Annotated in this window: 19 protein-coding genes and 1 tRNA gene; 10 read left to right on the plus strand and 10 right to left on the minus strand. The window is 39.1% G+C overall.

Going from position 1 to position 18254, the window contains the following annotated elements:
* Positions 1-67: 67 nt before the first annotated feature.
* The 8 genes from PHV30_08670 to PHV30_08705 form a co-directional block, all read right to left on the minus strand.
* A tRNA-Ser gene (locus PHV30_08670) sits at positions 68-157 on the minus strand.
* On the minus strand, positions 158-421 hold the full coding sequence (locus tag PHV30_08675; protein MDD5457091.1) for a GIY-YIG nuclease family protein: 264 nt from the start codon (positions 419-421) through the stop codon (positions 158-160).
* A gap of 153 nt (positions 422-574) precedes the next feature.
* Positions 575-1816 carry a tRNA (N(6)-L-threonylcarbamoyladenosine(37)-C(2))-methylthiotransferase MtaB gene (mtaB, locus tag PHV30_08680; GenBank protein MDD5457092.1) on the minus strand — a complete coding sequence of 414 codons (1242 nt, stop codon included), beginning with the start codon at positions 1814-1816 and terminating at the stop codon, positions 575-577.
* Between the two features lie 2 nt (positions 1817-1818).
* Entirely contained in the window at positions 1819-3213 is a 1395-nt protein-coding gene (gene ahcY, locus PHV30_08685; GenBank protein MDD5457093.1) for an adenosylhomocysteinase, read from the minus strand.
* A 34-nt stretch (positions 3214-3247) separates the two neighbouring features.
* The gene (locus PHV30_08690) at positions 3248-4156 is read right to left on the minus strand and encodes a PfkB family carbohydrate kinase (GenBank protein MDD5457094.1); all 909 of its coding nucleotides are present in this window, start codon (positions 4154-4156) and stop codon (positions 3248-3250) included.
* Complete coding sequence (locus PHV30_08695; protein MDD5457095.1) at positions 4153-4860, minus strand: HAMP domain-containing sensor histidine kinase; 708 nt, start codon at positions 4858-4860, stop codon at positions 4153-4155. The genes PHV30_08690 and PHV30_08695 overlap by 4 nt, the downstream gene beginning before the upstream one ends.
* Positions 4861-4944: 84 nt before the next feature.
* Positions 4945-6069 carry a hypothetical protein gene (locus tag PHV30_08700; GenBank protein MDD5457096.1) on the minus strand — a complete coding sequence of 375 codons (1125 nt, stop codon included), beginning with the start codon at positions 6067-6069 and terminating at the stop codon, positions 4945-4947.
* Entirely contained in the window at positions 6069-7418 is a 1350-nt protein-coding gene (locus PHV30_08705) for a sigma-54 dependent transcriptional regulator (protein MDD5457097.1), read from the minus strand. Before PHV30_08705 ends, PHV30_08700 begins: the two co-directional genes overlap by 1 nt.
* Positions 7419-7487: 69 nt before the next feature.
* Between PHV30_08705 and PHV30_08710 the strand changes: the two genes are divergently transcribed.
* From PHV30_08710 to dprA, 9 genes are all read left to right on the plus strand, one after another.
* Positions 7488-7667, plus strand: coding sequence for a 4-oxalocrotonate tautomerase family protein (locus tag PHV30_08710; protein ID MDD5457098.1), 180 nt, complete (start codon positions 7488-7490; stop codon positions 7665-7667).
* Positions 7668-7675: 8 nt separating this feature from the next.
* Positions 7676-10357, plus strand: coding sequence for a DNA polymerase I (gene polA, locus PHV30_08715; protein ID MDD5457099.1), 2682 nt, complete (start codon positions 7676-7678; stop codon positions 10355-10357).
* Positions 10354-11043: a dethiobiotin synthase gene (gene bioD, locus PHV30_08720; protein MDD5457100.1), complete on the plus strand. Its 690-nt coding sequence runs from the start codon at positions 10354-10356 to the stop codon at positions 11041-11043. Before polA ends, bioD begins: the two co-directional genes overlap by 4 nt.
* A 127-nt stretch (positions 11044-11170) precedes the next feature.
* Entirely contained in the window at positions 11171-11875 is a 705-nt protein-coding gene (pyrH, locus tag PHV30_08725) for a UMP kinase (GenBank protein MDD5457101.1), read from the plus strand.
* A 15-nt stretch (positions 11876-11890) separates the two neighbouring features.
* A complete protein-coding gene (frr, locus tag PHV30_08730; GenBank protein ID MDD5457102.1) occupies positions 11891-12424 on the plus strand; it encodes a ribosome recycling factor in 534 nt (177 codons plus the stop codon).
* Positions 12425-13120: an isoprenyl transferase gene (locus PHV30_08735; protein ID MDD5457103.1), complete on the plus strand. Its 696-nt coding sequence runs from the start codon at positions 12425-12427 to the stop codon at positions 13118-13120. It begins immediately after the preceding gene.
* Complete coding sequence (locus PHV30_08740; GenBank protein MDD5457104.1) at positions 13113-13946, plus strand: phosphatidate cytidylyltransferase; 834 nt, start codon at positions 13113-13115, stop codon at positions 13944-13946. Before PHV30_08735 ends, PHV30_08740 begins: the two co-directional genes overlap by 8 nt.
* A 3-nt stretch (positions 13947-13949) precedes the next feature.
* Positions 13950-15086, plus strand: coding sequence for a 1-deoxy-D-xylulose-5-phosphate reductoisomerase (gene dxr, locus PHV30_08745; protein ID MDD5457105.1), 1137 nt, complete (start codon positions 13950-13952; stop codon positions 15084-15086).
* Positions 15083-16129, plus strand: a complete 1047-nt coding sequence (gene dprA, locus PHV30_08750) for a DNA-processing protein DprA (protein MDD5457106.1) — start codon at positions 15083-15085, stop codon at positions 16127-16129. Before dxr ends, dprA begins: the two co-directional genes overlap by 4 nt.
* On the opposite strand, the gene PHV30_08755 is transcribed toward dprA, so the two are convergent.
* A complete protein-coding gene (locus PHV30_08755; GenBank protein MDD5457107.1) occupies positions 16119-16694 on the minus strand; it encodes a hypothetical protein in 576 nt (191 codons plus the stop codon). The two genes, dprA and PHV30_08755, sit on opposite strands and share 11 nt — an antisense overlap.
* Before the next feature lie 48 nt (positions 16695-16742).
* Positions 16743-17561 (minus strand): hypothetical protein, encoded by an 819-nt coding sequence (locus PHV30_08760; protein ID MDD5457108.1) that lies wholly within the window; start codon positions 17559-17561, stop codon positions 16743-16745.
* A 252-nt stretch (positions 17562-17813) separates the two neighbouring features.
* On the opposite strand from PHV30_08760, the gene PHV30_08765 reads away from it, so the two are divergent.
* Positions 17814-18083 carry a hypothetical protein gene (locus PHV30_08765; protein MDD5457109.1) on the plus strand — a complete coding sequence of 90 codons (270 nt, stop codon included), beginning with the start codon at positions 17814-17816 and terminating at the stop codon, positions 18081-18083.
* The last annotated feature ends 171 nt before the right edge of the window (positions 18084-18254 follow it).

The raw sequence follows: 18254 nt of genomic DNA on the forward strand, positions 1-18254 counted from the left end.
TCCTTCTTAGAGTTTTACTATTACTATTTATGGTGTTATTTGGTAGCCGCCATACACCTCTGGTGTATGGCGGAGAGAGGGGGATTCGAACCCCCGGTACTGCAAGCAGTACACTTGATTTCGAGTCAAGCCCTATCAACCGCTCTGGCATCTCTCCTTATACATGACTCTCGGGACAATCCGGACATCTCTGTATATTTTTGTTTATATATTCCAATATTCTATTGGTACTTTTTAAATTTTTTACTTGCTTCTCTTTTCTCATAGCTTCTTTGCGAGATTCTACTTCTTCACAATACAATATCTCATAGGGCTTATAAGCTTTAGTTGACTTAACTCGTCCGGCATTATGTGCTTCCAGACGCTCAACCATTGCTTTGGTTTGCCCTACTTTCCATATTTTACACTTTTTATTATATATATATAATACATCGCCCTATCAACTCCCGAAATTTCAGAAAGCAAAGCTTTCTTTGAAATTTCGAGGATCCTCGAGAAAATACGTCTTGCCTTCAGCAAGGACTGTTTTCTCGGGACACTCTGGCATCTCTCCTCTATGTTCACTTATTATGTACTATATTTGCTCAGCAATGGCAACTATTTGTCTGCCATCATCAATAATATCTTTTACGTTTACATTTACAAATTCATTAACAAGGTTATTTTTCTGTTTCTTTATTTTAACTTTAAAGTAGTGCTCTGAAAATCCATAATACCAGCCGTTTTTCTCCTGTTCAATCAGTACGGTTACATTTTTGTTGATAAAATTCCGCAAAAATTTCTTTTTTCCTTCTCTTACTTTTTTTAAAGCTACATCCATTCTTGCCTTTTTTGTGGCGTAAGGTACATGATTTTTAAATCCGGCGGCTTTTGTGCCATTTCGCAGAGAATACATGAACAAATGTATATCCATAAAAATACCCTTTTCGATTATTTTTACGGTTTGCTCGAAATCTTTGTCACTTTCTCCGGGGAACCCTATAATTAAATCGGTAGTTAAAGTTATATTTTTACTTCTTATTCTTTCAACCAATTTGAGATATTGCTCCAGGGTATATTTTCTTTCCATAGCTTTCAATATTTTGTTGGTTGTTCCCTGCATAGGAATATGCAAATGCGGCGCAATTCTTGAATTTTCCTGCACCAGAGATACAATTTTGTCGCTGATTAGATTCGGCTCAAGAGAACTTAATCTTAATCTAAAATCACCTTCCAGTTGCAATATGTTTTGCACAAGCCCGTATAGATCCATTGTTGAAGAATAGGTGCCCAGATTTATACCGGTAAGCACGATCTCTTTGACACCTTTGTTCACCAACTGCCGGATATCATCAAGCACTTTTTCGGCGGGTATGGAATAAATCCTGCTGCGCACATATGGCACTACACAGTAGCTGCAGAAATAATTACAGCCGTTTTGCACCATTACCATTTTTCTGGTTTTGTTAATATTTGTTTGAAAAGCATGGCCTTCAATATTTATTTTTTTTGGATTATATTCCTTGATAACTTCTAAAAGATTGTTCTTCAAAACAACCTGACTATTTTTTATGGCAGGCAATTTGGCTCCTTCATTTTCTATGGAGCAGCCGGTGATAATAATATTGGCCTGCGGATTTTGAGAAAGCGCACGGCTAATCATCTGACGGCTTTTGCGGTCAGCTATATGAGTTACAGAACAGGTGTTAACTATAACCAAATCCGGTTTGTCGTTAAGCGTGATATATTCATGACCATAAGCGGCAAGTAGCTCTCCGGCCTGCTCGCTTTCGGCCTGATTTACCTTACAGCCCAGAGTTATGATATGAAACTTCAAATTTAGTATCTATAATGTTCGGGTTTGTATGGGCCATTTATATCCACGCCAATGTAATCAGCCTGATTTTTGCTGAGAACAGTAAGCTTGGCACCCAGTTTATCCAGATGCAGTCTGGCAACTTCCTCATCCAGGCTCTTCGGAAGACAATATACCCCGATTTTATAATCTTTGGTCCACAGCTCAATTTGAGCTAGCACCTGATTGGTAAAAGAATTGCTCATTACAAAAGACGGATGCCCGGTAGCACAGCCCAGGTTTACCAGACGGCCTTCAGCCAGTAAGAATATTTCATGACCGTCAGGGAATACATATTTATCTACCTGAGGTTTTATGTTTACCTTTTTTATTCCAGGATAATTTTCCAGCTGTTCAACCTGTATTTCGTTATCAAAATGCCCGATGTTGCAGACAATGGCCTGGTCTTTCATTTTAGCCATATGTTCAATGGTTATGATATCGCGATTGCCAGTTGTGGTTACGTATATATCGGCAAGCCCCAAGGTATCCTCTACGGTTTTCACATCATATCCTGCCATGCAAGCCTGCAAAGCGCAGATCGGGTCAATCTCGGTAACAATAACCCGGGCTTTACTGGACTGCAAAGATTGGGCAGAACCCTTGCCCACATCGCCGAAACCGCAGACAACCGCGATTTTTCCTGCCAGCATGATATCTGTAGCTCTTCGGATACCATCAACTAACGATTCTCTGCAACCATAAATGTTGTCGAATTTTGATTTGGTAACGCTGTCATTTACATTAATTGCCGGAACCAGCAGTTCTCCTCTTTCCATCATCTGGTAGAGTCTGTGAACCCCTGTAGTGGTTTCTTCGGAAACGCCCTTCCAATTTTTAACCAGCTTGTGCCAGTAATTATTATCTTTCTTAAGCATTTCTTTCAATTTGAGGTTTAGCTGTTTCTCATCCTCGCCAAACGCCGGTTTGTCGAGAATAGCGGCATCGCTTTCTGCTGCATAACCACGATGCACCATAAGCGTAACATCTCCACCGTCATCTACAACCATTTGCGGTCCTTTTCCTTCGGCGAAACTTATAGCCTGTTCAGTACACCACCAGTAATCTTTGAGGTTCTCGCCCTTCCAGGCAAATACTGCAACGCCGGCTTTGGCAATCGCGGCAGCGGCATGGTCCTGGGTTGAAAAAATGTTACAGGAACACCAACGCACCTCAGCACCCAGCGCAACAAGTGTTTCAATAAGCACAGCGGTTTGAATGGTCATATGCAGCGAACCGGTGATACGTACACCTTTTAAGGGTTTACTTGAAGCATATTTGGCCCTCACAGACATAAGTCCGGGCATCTCATGCTCTGCCATTTCTATTTCTTTACGGCCCCATTCGGCCAAACTTATATCAGCTATTTTATAATCCATGGTTTACTCCTTTACTGTCTCACAGAAATAATTTTTATAAAGTTGAATATTTCTTAAGCAGGTCCATTCTTTTTTCTATATCGTTAACAGAGATGCTTAATAATTTATCCAGGCCGAATTCTTCTACGGTAAAAGACGCGTTCACAGTTCCCACCAGCAAAGCTTCTTTCATGGTTGCCCAGTCAAACGAACCTTTTTTGCAGATGTAACCCAGAAAGCTGCCGGCAAAAGTATCTCCGGCTCCGGTAGGATCCTTAACCAAATGTAGGGGGTACGCTCCGATTGTAAAATATTCATCGGGCTTGCGGCCGAAAATTGTAGCTCCATATTCACCCTTTTTTACGATGAGATATTTAAGGTTCTGAAAATTCTCAAACATCCAGGCAGATGTTTTAATAATATTCATATTATCTTTTAAGAGCCTTATCTCGCCGTCATTTATAAAAAATATATCAGCGTACTGGAGTGCCTGTAAAAGCAAATCACGCTTGGTCTCTATCCAGAGGTTCATTGTATCCAGGGCTATATATTTGCATCTGGACTGATGAATGGCTTCAAGCAGAATATCGGGATCATTATTGGCCAGAAAAAGAAAACAACTATTGGAAGTATCCCGGGTTAAGGCCGGATGAAAATTACCCAGAACACCTATTTCTGTGCTGATAGTTTTGGCTTTATTCAAATCTTCCAGGTAGCTCCCTGTCCAATGGAAAGTTTTGCCTTCCAACACTTGAATGTCCTGTATATTGATTTTTCTGCTTTTCAATAAATCCAGGTAGTCATTGGGGAAATCCTTCCCCACAACGCCTATTATCGAGCTGGGAGCATAGTTGCTTGCGGCTATCCCTGCGTATACGGCTGATCCGCCCAATATTCTTTCGCGAGTACCTTCATGAGAATGTAATGTATCAAAAGCAACCGAACCGACTATTGTAATACTCATTGCAACGGTAATGATACCTTATTTAATTTAATTGTAAAAGTACTTCCTTTATTTTCCTCGCTGTCCACAAAGATTTCCCCATTATGCAGCTCTACTAGCTTGCGAACTATGCTGAGCCCTAGTCCTGTACTTTTTTCATTGGCTGTGGGTTTATTGCTTAATTGAGAGAAGGGTTTAAAAAGAAGCTGTATTTCCTCTTTTTTTATTCCAATCCCGAAATCACGTACTTCTATATAAATGGAGTGTTCATCTTCTCTGGCCGAAATATCAATATTTGAGCCCCGGTGTGAAAATTTCAAAGCGTTATTGATCAAATTATTCAGAACCTGTTTCATCCTTCTTTCGTCAACTTCAACCATAATATTTTCCGGGATCTGAACATTCAATTGTAAATTTTTTTCCGCAGCCATTATAATGTGTCCCTGAATAATATCTTCAATAAACGGTTTCAGGGCCACCGATGTTTTTTCTATCTGCAATTTACCGCTGCTGATATTTTCTATATCCAGGATATCTTCAATGAGTTCCAAAGCGAATCTTCCATGATTGCCGATTTTTTTAATTACTTCTTTCTGTTTTTCATTCAGGTCTCCGGCGAGCACCCTTAAAAAGACTTCACTTAGCCCCAATATTGCCGCCAGAGGACTTTTTAAATCATGGATAATCTGATTAAATATCTCTTCTTTGTCCAAAACATCGTTCATAAATGAATATTCTCTCCCTTGTGAACTTCTCTAATAATAATTCAACATTGATTTATTTGACAACGGTTTCTGCAATTGTCCCGATTATGTTTTTATCTTATGTTTATAATAGTTTACCAATCTACGGGAAATTTTTATATTATATGCTTGCAAAAGTTCTTTGACCTGAGCATCGCTTTTCCCGCGGATGTTCGGGTCTTGCAAAATATTTTTCAAAAAATATCCGGTCAGCTGAGAATTCTTTATTCTGTTTTGCAGTAAATTTTTCAGTAAAATATTTTTTGAATTGATCAGCACATATTTTCTGTTTACGAGCCTGCTGACAAAGGAATATGAAAGCCCCAGTCTGTCGGCTATTTCCTTTTGAGTTAATGGCCTTAAAAAACTCATCGATTTAAACATGCCGATATCCTGATATTCGCAAAAAAGTTCCAAAAGTTGTTTTAAAAGTTTTTTGCGTTCGTTCATATCGCGTTGAATATATAAATCAGCTATATAATCATAGTTTTCCATCATGACTACTTCCAGCTTGTTGTCTTTTCCTATCTTGATTTCCGCGCTGGGAACGATAAATTGATTCTTATCTCTTTTATAAATTTCGCCGGGCAGCTGATGTACCAGGTTTTGCCTGATAAAAAGCAAACCTTTCTCCACTTCCTGCCGCGAAACGCCAAGGAGTTCGGCCAGAGCACCAAATTGAGCGTTAACAATCAAGTCTTCATGTGCAAGTATTTTTATCAGTAACCCCTTAAAGTCTTCATCCTCCAGATGATGTTGTTTTATCTGAATAATCAGATACTCGCTGACAGACCTCGCGCCTACACCCTCCGGTTCAAGGGCCTGAAAAATATCAAGCAATTGTTGCAACTTATAAGTGGACAGCTTATATTTTCGTAATACTTTTTCTTTTACATCAGCCCAATCACTAAAAAACCCTTTCTCGTCAAGCAGGTCTACCATAAATTTCAATATTTCCTTATCCTGAGCCGGCACATACAACCTTGAAATCTGCTCTAAAAGCTGGGTGTCCAGTGATTTTTCTTTTTCATAAACCAACAACTGCTCATTTAACTCCGTGGCACCGTAACTGCCGGAATATTTGTTCAGCACATCCGAATACGAGGCAGAAAACCTGCCCAGTTTCTCGATGTACCGTCTGGTGATTTTTAATTTAGGTTTTAGGGTTAAACGCAGGCGCCTGATTGCCATTAAAGACCGTATTCTTTTAGTTTATTATATAAAGTAGCCCTGGTAATCCCCAGTTCCTTTGCGGTTTTCACAATATTACCTTTATTTTTCCCCAGAACAAACTCAATCTGGATCTTTTCCATGTTCTTCAAAGATAATCCTGTGCCACCTGATGACTGTTCAGGGACAGTGAGATAGATATCCAGATCCTGGACATCAATTATTTCGGAATTTGCCTTCAAAATTGCCCGGGTTACTACATTATCCAGTTCCCGCACATTGCCTGGCCACCTGTATTTATGCATCAAATTAAATGCTGCTCTGGAAAAAGCTGTTACTTTTTTATTAAATTCTCTTCCGCGTAGTTTTAAAAAATATTCAGCCAAAGGAACTATATCTTCCTGCCTTTCTCTGAGCGGCGGCAGGGTTATGGTATAAACGTTTATTCTGTAAAACAGATCTTCCCTGAATTTATCCTGTTCTACAAGATTTTTCAGATTTTTATTGGACGTACATATTAATTTCAGCTGAATTTTTCTTTCCCGGGATTCGCCTATTCTCACTACGGTCTTGTCCTGCAATACTCTTAGCAGTTTGGCCTGAAGTTTGGAAGACAGTTCATACACTTCATCCAGAAATAATACTCCGTTGTTAGCCAGTTCTATTTTCCCGGGCTTGTCTCCGGAAGCGTCGGTAAAAGCCCCCTTTTTATAACCGAACATTTCGCTTTCCATTAAATCCTCAGGAATAGCTGCGCAATTCAAAGCAATGAACGGCCCATCCTTATATTTGCCATTGGCATAGATAGCTCTGGCCATAAGCTCTTTTCCTGTACCCGTTTCACCTTCAATTAAAACCGAAACATCGTTATCCAGTACCGGTTTCATTTCATTTATCAGCTTGTTTATTGTAACAAAGGAACCGACCATGGAAAGAATATTTTCCGCGGCTTTGGTTTCCAGGTAATTGATTTCTTCTTTCAACAGTAATTGCTGCTCCTGCTGATTATTAATGAAAACCAGCAGCTGGTTAAGCAATTTTTGAAACTTTATTATTTCATCATGCTTTTTTTTAGAAAAAGCCTTTTGCGTGGCGCTCAGAAGAGATTCCAGATAAGCGATTATGTCTTTGTTGCTGAAATTGTTTTTCTGCAGGGTGACGATTACCTGCAGTACCTGAGCAATGGATATAAATTCTTCGGTGGTTAAAGAATCTTTCAGATGTTGACTGCTTTCAAAGATACTTTTGGCCAGATTTTTTGAGTTTCTGGCAAAAAATTCATTATTTAACAAGGAGGAATTTCGAAGACTCAGCTCCTCCATCCAGAGGTTAAAAAAATCTTTTTCTTTTTTAATCAGTGCTTTTTCCATAGCAATTTATTATATCACTTAACGGTTTCATGTTAAAATTGTAACTAAATTAACCGGAGGAGGACCATAATGCCTTACATAAATGTTAAAGTTGCCGGAAAGCTTAAAAAAAAGCAAAAAGAAGATATAGCCAAAGGAATATGCGAGTTGCTGGAGGTAGTCGCGGATAAACCTAAAAATTCAACTTATGTTGTTTTTGATGAGGTTGATCGCGAAAACTGGGCCGTAGGAGAATCGTTATTAGCCTGAAAAAATTATTGCTGGTAGACGGCCATAACCTGGCCTATCGTGCTTATTTCGCCATCCCCCATTTAAAAAACAAGGAGGGACAACCCACTAATGCTATCTATGGCTTCTTGAACATGTTATTCAGTGCAATTCAAAAAGAAAATCCCGATTACGTTCTGGTTGCCTTCGATTTGCCCGCACCAACTTTCAGACATAAAAAATATGCACTATACAAGGCTAACCGACAAAAAGCCCCTGAAGATTTTAAAGTTCAGGTGCCGATAATCAAAGAGCTCATTCTGGACATGGGCCTTACCATTGTAGAAAAGGAAGGTTTTGAAGCAGATGATATTATCGGAACAATCAGCAAAAAGGTGCAAAAAACATCACCTGATGTTTTAAGTTATATCTTAACCGGGGACAAAGATGTATTGCAGCTGCTGGACGAAAAAACAATATTGCTGCTTACCAGAAAAGGTATTTCGGAAATTGAAAAAATCGAAGAGCATGACGTTATAAGCAAATTTTGCATGAAGGCCAGTCAGGTCACTGATTACAAAGCACTAAAAGGCGATCCGTCTGATAATATCCCGGGCGTGGCCGGAATAGGCGAAAAGACCGCGTTGGATTTAATCGGCAAATTTGAATCTCTGGACCATATTTATGAAAATATAGATGCGGTAAGCTCCTTAAAAGTCCGGCAAAAACTGTTGGACGATAAGGAAAAAGCCTATTTAAGCAAAGAGCTGGCCACAATCAATTGCGACGTACAAATACCTGTTCATCTGCAGCCATTACAGCTTCAGATACAAAATGCCCTGCCTTTGCTAAACAGAATGGAGCTGACAACTATTATAAAAAAATATATCCCCGCTGACATTCATCAACCGCCGGTTAATGACGGCTTAAACTTCGAAACACTATTGATTAATAATGCAGTCCTCTGGAAAGAATTGCTGGAAAGATTAAAAAATGCTGAAAAAGTGGCTTTTTATCCTGAATGCAGTGATAACAAAATTGTAGGTATAAGTTTTGCTTTTGAGAGCGCGAAGGCCTGCTACCTTCCCTTGCAGCACAAAACAGATAATTTCATGCTGCAGCAACACTCAGACCTGGGCCCCATGTTCGCAAGCTCGGAAACACCTTTAAAAGAGCTTAAACCCTTTTTCGAAAATAAAAAAATTAGGAAGTGGACACATGACAGCAAAGGCACAACACAAATAATGGTCAAAAACAATATTCAGCTTGCCGGCATTGCTTCTGACTGTATGCTCATGGACTACTTATTAAACCCGGATAGAAATAATCATAACCTGGATAAAATAGTTAAAGACTATCTGCACATAGGGTTTACCAGCCAGAAAGATTTTCTCCAGTCTTTTAAGGTGAAACAACTGGAAGACGTCACTCCGACAGATGCCCTGAAACATTGCAGTGCCAAAGCCTGGGCTATTTTTCAGCTGCAGGATGTTCTGGGGGAGGCGCTGAAAAATCAAAAAATTGATAAGGTTTATAAAGATATTGACCAGCCCATGATTGATGTCCTGCTTGATATGGAGAGAACGGGCATCAAAATAGATATACCTTATTTGCAGGGTTTATCCTCAAGTTTTCATGCTTCTATGGAGCAGATTGAAGCAGGGGTTTATAAAGAAGCCGGTCAGGAGTTTAATCTTAATTCTCCCAAACAGCTCAGTGATATTTTGTTTAAAAAATTAAACCTGCCGTCATTTAGAAAAATTAAAACCGGACAGAGCACAAATGTCGAAGTCCTGGAAAAATTAGCCGAACAATATGAGATTGCCAGACTTATAATGCAATATCGCCAGGTAACCAAGCTTCTGAACACCTATATCGATGTCTTGCCCGGTTTGGCAGACCAGAACCAGCGAATTCATACCACTTACAATCTGACTGTGACAGCTACGGGTCGTCTAAGCAGCAGTGATCCCAATCTGCAAAATATTCCCATTCGCACAGCAGAAGGTGAAAAAATAAGGAAAGCGTTCATTGCCGAAAAAGGGAACCGTCTTATTGTTGCGGACTATTCTCAAATTGAACTGCGCATTCTGGCGCATATCTCGGGTGATGAAAAACTGCAGGAAGCATTTGATAATGACCTGGATATTCATACTGCTACAGCTTCGCTTATTTTTAAAGTACCCTACGCTGACGTGCTTCCGGCTATGCGACGCAAAGCCAAAGAAATAAATTTTGGAATTTCTTACGGTATGCAGGCTTATGGACTTTCACAACGCTTAAAAATCGGACAGAAAGAAGCTGCAGATTTTATTGCTGTATATTTCGCGACTTATCCCAAAATCAAAGAATATATCAATTCATCCGTCGAATATGTGCGAACTCATGGCGAAATCTCCACCCTTTTCGGCAGAAAACGTTTCTTTTCAAACTATAACCGTGTGGGAAAAATGGAGCAGCAGGCGCTGAACCGCATGATTATCAATACTCCCATTCAAGGCTCTGCGGCGGATATATTAAAAATGGCCATGTTGCAAATAGAAAAAAAACTCAAGGAATTAAAATCCAGTATGGTCCTGCAAATCCACGACGAACTTATAATAGAAGCTCCTGAAAATGAAGTGGCCAAAGTAACTGCCATAATCAAAGACATGATGGAACATGTTGTCTCCTTAAAAGTACCATTGCTGGTAAATATCGGGGTTGGCAACGACTGGCTTGAAGCGAAATGAACATTTTTGTAACCGGAACCGATACCGGCGCAGGCAAAACGGTCGTTTGCGCTGCTTTGCTAAGTAAATTAAAAAATGAAAACCCTTTCTACTACAAGCCGATACAAACCGGAGCCGTATATCAAAATAACAGCTATATTTCCGAAGATGTTGAAACCATAAACAAACTGACAGCCTCAAACTTCAGCTCCGAAACAAGCTGTACTTATTTATTAAAAGAAGCTGTGTCTCCATTGCAGGCCGCGGAAAAAGAAAACCTGCAAATCGATATCAACAAAATAATTAACCAGTTTCATAACCTGCAAAAAAAGCATTCAACAATAATCATTGAAGGTGCCGGTGGAGTGTATGTTCCGATAACTTCCAAACTATACATGTTTGACCTGATTTGCGCTTTGAATTGCCCTGCAATTGTAGTAATTAAGCCCGGACTGGGAACAATAAATCATACATTAATGACTTTTGAAGTTTTAAAAAAATGCAACATAAAAATACTCGGATTTATCGTATCTGATTATCCCGAGGAGACTGATCTGGTCACAAAAGAAAATCCTGTGATAATAGAAAAATTAAGCGGCATAAAATGTCTGGGCAAGGTCTTTCACTATGTGGATATAGCCCAGCTGTCCAAAAACTTGTCTGCGGGACTTAATTATTTCTCTGATTTTTATCCCGGCTTTCCGTAATTTTTATCGACGTATATAATTTTTTATAAAAGAAGGCCTTGCCTGTTTACTAATAAATAGACAGCAGAGACGTTTTTTGTAATAATTGTACTGTGTGAGCTAGATTCGGAAGGAGTGTACTATTAATATGAAATACAAACGCGTACTTCTTAAATTAAGTGGCGAAGCTTTTCTGGGTTCCAGAAAATACGGGATTGACCCTCAGTTTCTAAAATATCTGGCCGAAGAACTCGCCTTTATTACAAAACAAAAAATTCAGCTGGCTATAGTTATTGGCGGTGGCAATATTTTCAGAGGATTGAGCGCATCAGCCAACGGCATGAACCGGGTTACTGCCGATTATATGGGCATGCTGGCTACAGTAATGAATGCACTGGCACTGCAGGACGCCCTGGAATCAATTGATGTTCCCAGTCGTGTGCAAACTTCGTTTGTTATCCGCGAGGTTGCCGAACCCTTTATTCTGCGCCGGGCTATTCGACATCTGGAAAAAAACAGAGTGGTTATTTTTGCCGGAGGTACCGGTAATCCCTATTTTACCACGGATACGGCAGCTGTTTTACGTGCAGTGGAAATTGGGGCAGATGTGATTTTGAAAGCCACCAAGGTAGATGGTGTTTATGACAAGGACCCTGAAGAACACAGCGACGCAAAAATGTTTAAGGAAATCAGCTACATGGATGTTTTGCAAAAAGATTTAAGGGTTATGGATTCTACTGCAATTACATTAAGCAAAGATAATAAAATACCGATGCTGGTTTTTAATCTCAATACAAAGGGAAATATTATTAAAGTGCTGTTGGGCGAAGATATCGGTACAAAAATCCGTTAACAAGGGAGGAAAAAGATGAAGGAATTTGAAGAAAAACTCGAAAAAAGCCTGGAGAATTTGAGACAACACTTTACTACCGTTCGCACCGGCCGCGCCAATCCCGACCTGTTATCCAAAATAAAAGTTGATTGTTACGGCAGTAGTCTGCCTGTTAAGCAGGTTGCTTCTGTCAATGTACATGATAGTAATGCCCTGGTCATTACTCCTTTTGACCGCAGCACATTGGGTGACATCGAAAAAAGCCTGATGAAATCCGATCTTGGGCTAAACCCTGTGAATGACGGACATAACCTGAGACTGGTTTTCCCGCCATTAACCGAAGAAAGACGCAAGGAACTGGATAAAATCATTAAAAAAATGGCCGAAGAAGGACGAATTGCAACCAGAAATATCCGCAGGGATTTTATGGATAAGATGAAAAAAAACAAAGACCTTAGCGAAGACGAACATAAACGCATTGAACATGAAATTCAAAAAATAACGGACAAATACATCGGGATTATTGATTCGTTATTAAAAACTAAAGAAAAAGAGATTATGGAAATCTAAATGGATGCTCAAACTATACCTTCTCATGTGGCTATTATTATGGATGGTAACGGTCGCTGGGCAAAAAAGAGAGGGCTACCCAGAACCCTGGGACATAAAGAAGGCTTAAAAGCACTCAAGCGAACTGTCAAAAACGCCTATTCGCTTGGAATCCGCTATCTTTCAGTATATGTTTTTTCAACAGAAAACTGGAAAAGACCAAAAGATGAAGTAAGCTTCCTTCTTGGTATACTGGACTCCCTTCTGGTTAAGGAAGTTAAGGAGTTGCACAAAAATGAAGTCAGGGTCCGTTTTGTAGGAGACCTGAATGCGTTACCCGAATCCACGCAAAAAAAGATAAAATGGGCACATGAGCATACTGATAAAAACAAAAAACTACAGTTGAACCTTCTGGTAAACTATGGAGGCAGACAGGAAATAATTCACGCTGTAAAATTTTTGGCAAAAAATCCACAGAAAGCGATTACGGAAGAAAACCTGCGCGCATGCATGTTTGATCCTCAAACACCTGACCCGGAACTTATAATACGCACTGGAGGAGAAAAAAGGCTCAGCAACTTCCTGCTCTGGCAGTCTGCTTATTCAGAATTTTGGTTTACAAAAGAGTTCTGGCCGGATTTTAATAAAGAACATCTGCAGAAAGCGCTCGATGACTACTCCAAACGCGACAGACGGTTCGGAGGCATAAATGCGTAAACTCAACCTTAAAAAACTGCTGCTCAGAGCTATTACTATTATTTTGTTGGCACCGATTGTGGTTATCATCATTCTTTTTGATAATCCACCTTATGGTTCACTGCCATTTCTTGTTTTTATAATCAGCATAGCAGTTATGAGTCTGAATGAATATTTTCATATGGCTTTTAATGAAAGGGAGCCCTTCTTTTTGTCCGGCCATTTTATCTCCATAACTTTGATCCTGCTGGCTTTCATTAAAGAAATGACCCCTTTTTGGAACTCTTCTTATGCGCTTGTTTTTTCTATTGTTTGCCTTGTTTTCTTTCTGCTGGAATTATCATTTAAAAATATGTTTTTTTATCGCAATAAAATTTTTATAACCCTCAAAGGAATTATCTATATAGGCTGGTTTTATTCCTATTTTATTCTAATTCGTAATCTACCCCTGGGTAAGGAACTTATTTTTTATGTTTTATTTACCATCTGGGCTCTCGATACTATGGCCTATCTTGTGGGGATAACCTTTGGCAAACATAAATTAAATCCTGAAATTAGCCCCAAAAAAACCAAGGAAGGTGCAATTGGCGGTTTCTCCGCTGCTGTTCTGGTCTCGGTCGGATTATTATCTTCGGTTTTCGGATTTGTACACAGCCTGATTTTGGGTGCCATAATAGGAGTATTAGGACAGTGCGGTGACCTTTATGAATCTTTAATTAAAAGAACTTATAAAATGAAAGATTCCAGCAATATTCTTCCCGGGCATGGAGGAATAATGGACCGTGCTGACAGCTTTATTCTTCTTGCACCGGTCGTTTACTACTATCTGGTGTTTATTTCTCATTAACCTATGAAAAACATTATAATCTTAGGCTCAACGGGTACTATCGGTCTGCAGGCTCTGGATGTAATTAATTCATACCCAGCAGAATTCAAACTCTTAGGTATCAGCGGATTTGAGAATGTCCCCCTGCTAACAAAACAGATAAAAACCTTTAAACCCGAGTTTGTTGCCATACCTGATCCTAAAAAAGCTGAAAAATTGAAAGACATAAACCCGGGAACTGTTATTCTGTCTGGCAAACAAGCATTGCAAGACTTGGTATCGCTGAAAGAGGCCGATATAATCTGTGTTTCAATTGCCGGCATTGCCGCACTTATCCCAACCCTGCATGCTATTAAGCTTGGCAAAACAATTGCTCTTGCTTCCAAAGAAGTGCTGGTTTCGGCCGGCCATTTGGTCAGCTCCGATTTAAAAAAATTTAAAACAAATTTGTATCCGATAGACAGTGAACACGCAGCTATTGATATGTGTATGCAAAACTATCCCCGTGATACCATCAGTAAGATTATTCTTACCGCTTCGGGCGGACCTTTTCTGCACAGAAAAAATTTATCCGGAATAAAGCCGGAAGATGCCCTGAAACATCCGAACTGGAATATGGGAAGAAAAATTACAATCGATAGCGCCACCCTGATCAATAAAGGGCTTGAGGTCATTGAGGCTCACTGGCTCTTTGGTTTCGGTTATGAGCAAATAAAAGTGTTGGTGCACCCTCAGAGTATTATTCATGGAATGGTGCTCCTGAAAAACCAGGCTTATCTGGCACAAATGAGCAGCACAGATATGCGCATTCCAATTCTTTATGCTCTAAGTGCCAGAAAAATTACAAACTTTAATCATCACCCTTTAGATCTTGCCAACCTAAAACTGGAGTTTATGGAACCTGACCTGAAAAAATTCAAAGGCTTGCATCTGGCTTACGAAGTAGGGAAAAAAGGGCACTCCTGGCCCGCGGTATTTAACAGTGCTAATGAGGAAGCTGTAACCCTGTTTTTACAAAATAAAATTAAATTTACTGCCATTTACAGCTGTATAGAAAAAACGCTGGAAAAACATAATGAAATAAAGAATCCTGCCATTGATGACATCCTGAATCTGGACAGTTGGGCAAGAAACACGGTTTTGGCGGTAGCTCTCTCATGACAAATAAAGATATCTTTCTGGCTGTATCCTTAAATAGCCAAAAAACAAAAAATATATTTATCGAGCAATTGTCGGATGGTTTATCTCTTGCCGAGCTAACCATAAAATACAAAACACTATTACATAAACATTCTGAAGAAATTGAAAAAATAAAACATTTTTGTAGCAAAAATTCAGTGCAAATCATCTCATTAACGGATTGCGATTATCCGGCTTTGCTGAAAAACATCCCTGACCCTCCGGTGGTTCTTTATGCTCTGGGCAACATTAATCTCCTTTTGAAAAAAAGTATCAGCATTGTCGGTACTAGGCATTGTACACAAAAAGGTTATGAAACTGCTTTTCAGTTCGGCAAAGCTCTGGCCCGACAGGATATAGCTATTGTCAGCGGCATGGCCTCTGGAATTGATTCAGCAGCCCATGAAGGCGCACTTGAAACTAACGGGCCAACAATTGCCGTGCTGGGCTCAGGTATTAATGTGGTTTATCCAGCAAAAAATAAAAACCTCTATGAAAAAATTAAAAAAGACGGTCTGATTCTTTCCGAATTCCCACCCGATTTTCAGCCTGCGCAGTATACCTTTCCAATGCGCAATCGAATTATTGCCGGGTTATCCAGCGGCGTTGTTGTTATAGAGTCCAGGAAAAAAGGTGGAGCGCTCATTACAGCCAATTACGCTCTGGATTATAACCGGGAAGTGTTCGCCATACCTGGTTCTATCAATGAGGAAGCCAGCGAAGGTTCAAATCTGCTTATTCAAAACGGCGCCAAGCTGACACTTGGTATTGATGATGTCTTACAGGAGTTGAACTGGGCCATGACACAAAATTGTAGTCCGGTCTCAAGGTCGTCTACGCCCAAACCATGTCTGGGAAAAGAGGAAGAAGCCATTTATAATCTAATTGGTCCTGAACCCCTTTATATCGATAAAATTGCCGCCTCCGCCAGTCTGGATATTCGATCACTTTCAACTGTTTTAACTGTATTGGAATTAAAACAACTTATAATGCAACTTCCCGGGAAAATGTTTGTCAGGATTTGAAATCATTTTTCAAATAAAGCAATTGCTTACTTTTTAGAATAGTCTGAAATTTTTTATTATTTTCCGCTTCTTTTTTGTATTGCTCATTTGAGTAATATAAAAGTTCATATTCGCGGTTAAATATATCCATTATAGCTTTTAAATATTCATTCAAAATCTCACTTTCCATTGATCCCACGATCAACAGTTTCAAGGGCTCGGAAAATTTCATCGGGGCTTTAACACTCTCTCCGTACAGAGCGATAATATTTAGTGATTTCGAGCTGATAAGCAGTTTAAAAAATTCCCTGGGTTCAGTGGAGGTTTTGATAACAACCTTTTTCAGGTCCTCATAAAAAGGGTTCTGGGTATTTAAAAAATAATTGATAATGTTTCCTTCCGGATATTTAATGATTATCTGGAGCTGTAGTAACTTTTTTATTTCTCTCTGCACTGCTGATATCGGCTCTTCTATAATACGGCTGAGCTCCCTGGTATGGTATTTCTTATTTTTATTAAAAAGAAAAAGTTTTAAAAGCTTTCTTTTGACCTTGGATTGAATAATGTTTTCTAATAAATCTCCCATAAATTTTTATAGTACAAAAAAAATGGTCAGAAGTCAATCAAAAGCAATCTACATATATCCAAATGTATATGAAAGGTAATATATTACATCCTCTTTAATGTTATAGGGCAAAAGAATTGAGCAGCTTATTTTTCCAAGATTTATAGCCCTACCAAAGGATAAGGGAACTTCTACGCCTGTTGTGTAACCATGTTCGTTTATACCACCGGTTAAAACAAAGTTTTTATCCAGTATCAAAGAAAAACCTGTTCTGTAATGTATGGCTTCCCCTTCCAGTCTTTTGTAAGAAAGAGCATGTGTCCATAATAGATTATCATAAGGGATAAAACCAACTCCCAAGTCGAAAACAGGTGGGAAGTTTTTATTTATGGCTTCAGAGCTGTCTTTAAACAAGTTTTCCAGTGTCATCCCGAAAAGCATTCTGGCCGGACTTGCCATAATATAATTCATACCGATTTTTGTCGTCCAGGTTTGTACCTGAACGCCCGTAATAACACTATCTATATTCTCTAGAGTAACCCCCCACTTCATATTATCCCTGAATTGCATACCGAACCCATAAAGATTTACAGAAAACTGGTCACCGCTGATCTTTTCCTTGTACTTTACGCTACCATATCCGAAACTCCCCAATGTATATATTTCCAGGTTATAATAATCGAATCCTTTTTGCTGAGTATCCAGTGATTCACGGTTATAGCCGAAACCGATGCCGGAAAGGAAGGCAGGGTTAATGACTAAGGACTCTGCAGATGTCAGCAGGACGATATTGGACTCGCCTGTTCCTAACGATTCCACTGTTTTCATGTCCAGTGCGTTCAATAAACAAAAACCAACGATAATAAAAAGAACAAAACTTATGCGCATGAATATATTCTAATTTTATCTGATTTATTTTGTGAAGTCATGAATAATATTTTTTTATTTGCAGAATATCGATTATAATATTTCAAGAGACCGTTTATGCTCTTAAAGAAAAACATTACAACGCGCATTATCCTTTATGAGTTAATAACTTTCCTGTTAGTACTTCTTTGTTTGTGGTTTTTTGACTCTATAGATATCTCTCACAGAATATTCGGGGACAATTCGAATACTGCAAGCTGGATAAGTAACATCATGGAAACGCTGGTATACTGTTTCCTGTTTCTTTTTATAGCGACTATTACCTATCGTTTTTTATCACACATCAAACATCTGGAAGGATTTATCTATCTTTGCTCATATTGCAAGAAGGTTAAATTCGGTGATGAGTGGATTTCTCTGGATGATTTTTTGCGTCACCAGACAGACGCCAAATGGTCCCATGGCTTGTGTCCTGATTGTATGCAAAAATATTATGGAGATATGTTAAAAAAACACAAAGATAAATTGCCGGCAGGCGAATAGGAACCTTTTTCTTCTCTTGATTGTATAATAAAGTGATTGCCATATGAAAAATCAGCAAAACATACAGTTATTCATAAAGGGCGATTTGCAAGCTTTTGAAAACATTTATAAGGAAACAAAAAAAATGGTTTATAACGTTATCTATAAAATGACTTGGAACAGAGAGTTAAC

The sequence above is a fragment of the Candidatus Margulisiibacteriota bacterium genome (assembly GCA_028715625.1).
Taxonomy (GTDB): Bacteria; Margulisbacteria; Riflemargulisbacteria; order GWF2-35-9; family GWF2-35-9; genus JAQURL01.

Excerpts from the sequence above, each read along its gene's own strand:
- ahcY (MDD5457093.1), bottom strand. The coding sequence starts at position 3,213 with ATGGATTATAAAATAGCTGATATAAGTTTGGCCGAATGGGGCCGTAAA.
- PHV30_08690 (MDD5457094.1), bottom strand. The coding sequence starts at position 4,156 with ATGAGTATTACAATAGTCGGTTCGGTTGCTTTTGATACATTACATTCT.
- PHV30_08695 (MDD5457095.1), bottom strand. The coding sequence starts at position 4,860 with ATGAACGATGTTTTGGACAAAGAAGAGATATTTAATCAGATTATCCAT.
- PHV30_08700 (MDD5457096.1), bottom strand. The coding sequence starts at position 6,069 with ATGGCAATCAGGCGCCTGCGTTTAACCCTAAAACCTAAATTAAAAATC.
- PHV30_08705 (MDD5457097.1), bottom strand. The coding sequence starts at position 7,418 with ATGGAAAAAGCACTGATTAAAAAAGAAAAAGATTTTTTTAACCTCTGG.
- PHV30_08710 (MDD5457098.1), top strand. The coding sequence starts at position 7,488 with ATGCCTTACATAAATGTTAAAGTTGCCGGAAAGCTTAAAAAAAAGCAA.
- bioD (MDD5457100.1), top strand. The coding sequence starts at position 10,354 with ATGAACATTTTTGTAACCGGAACCGATACCGGCGCAGGCAAAACGGTC.
- pyrH (MDD5457101.1), top strand. The coding sequence starts at position 11,171 with ATGAAATACAAACGCGTACTTCTTAAATTAAGTGGCGAAGCTTTTCTG.
- frr (MDD5457102.1), top strand. The coding sequence starts at position 11,891 with ATGAAGGAATTTGAAGAAAAACTCGAAAAAAGCCTGGAGAATTTGAGA.
- PHV30_08735 (MDD5457103.1), top strand. The coding sequence starts at position 12,425 with ATGGATGCTCAAACTATACCTTCTCATGTGGCTATTATTATGGATGGT.
- PHV30_08740 (MDD5457104.1), top strand. The coding sequence starts at position 13,113 with ATGCGTAAACTCAACCTTAAAAAACTGCTGCTCAGAGCTATTACTATT.
- dxr (MDD5457105.1), top strand. The coding sequence starts at position 13,950 with ATGAAAAACATTATAATCTTAGGCTCAACGGGTACTATCGGTCTGCAG.
- dprA (MDD5457106.1), top strand. The coding sequence starts at position 15,083 with ATGACAAATAAAGATATCTTTCTGGCTGTATCCTTAAATAGCCAAAAA.
- PHV30_08755 (MDD5457107.1), bottom strand. The coding sequence starts at position 16,694 with ATGGGAGATTTATTAGAAAACATTATTCAATCCAAGGTCAAAAGAAAG.
- PHV30_08760 (MDD5457108.1), bottom strand. The coding sequence starts at position 17,561 with ATGCGCATAAGTTTTGTTCTTTTTATTATCGTTGGTTTTTGTTTATTG.
- PHV30_08765 (MDD5457109.1), top strand. The coding sequence starts at position 17,814 with ATGGAAACGCTGGTATACTGTTTCCTGTTTCTTTTTATAGCGACTATT.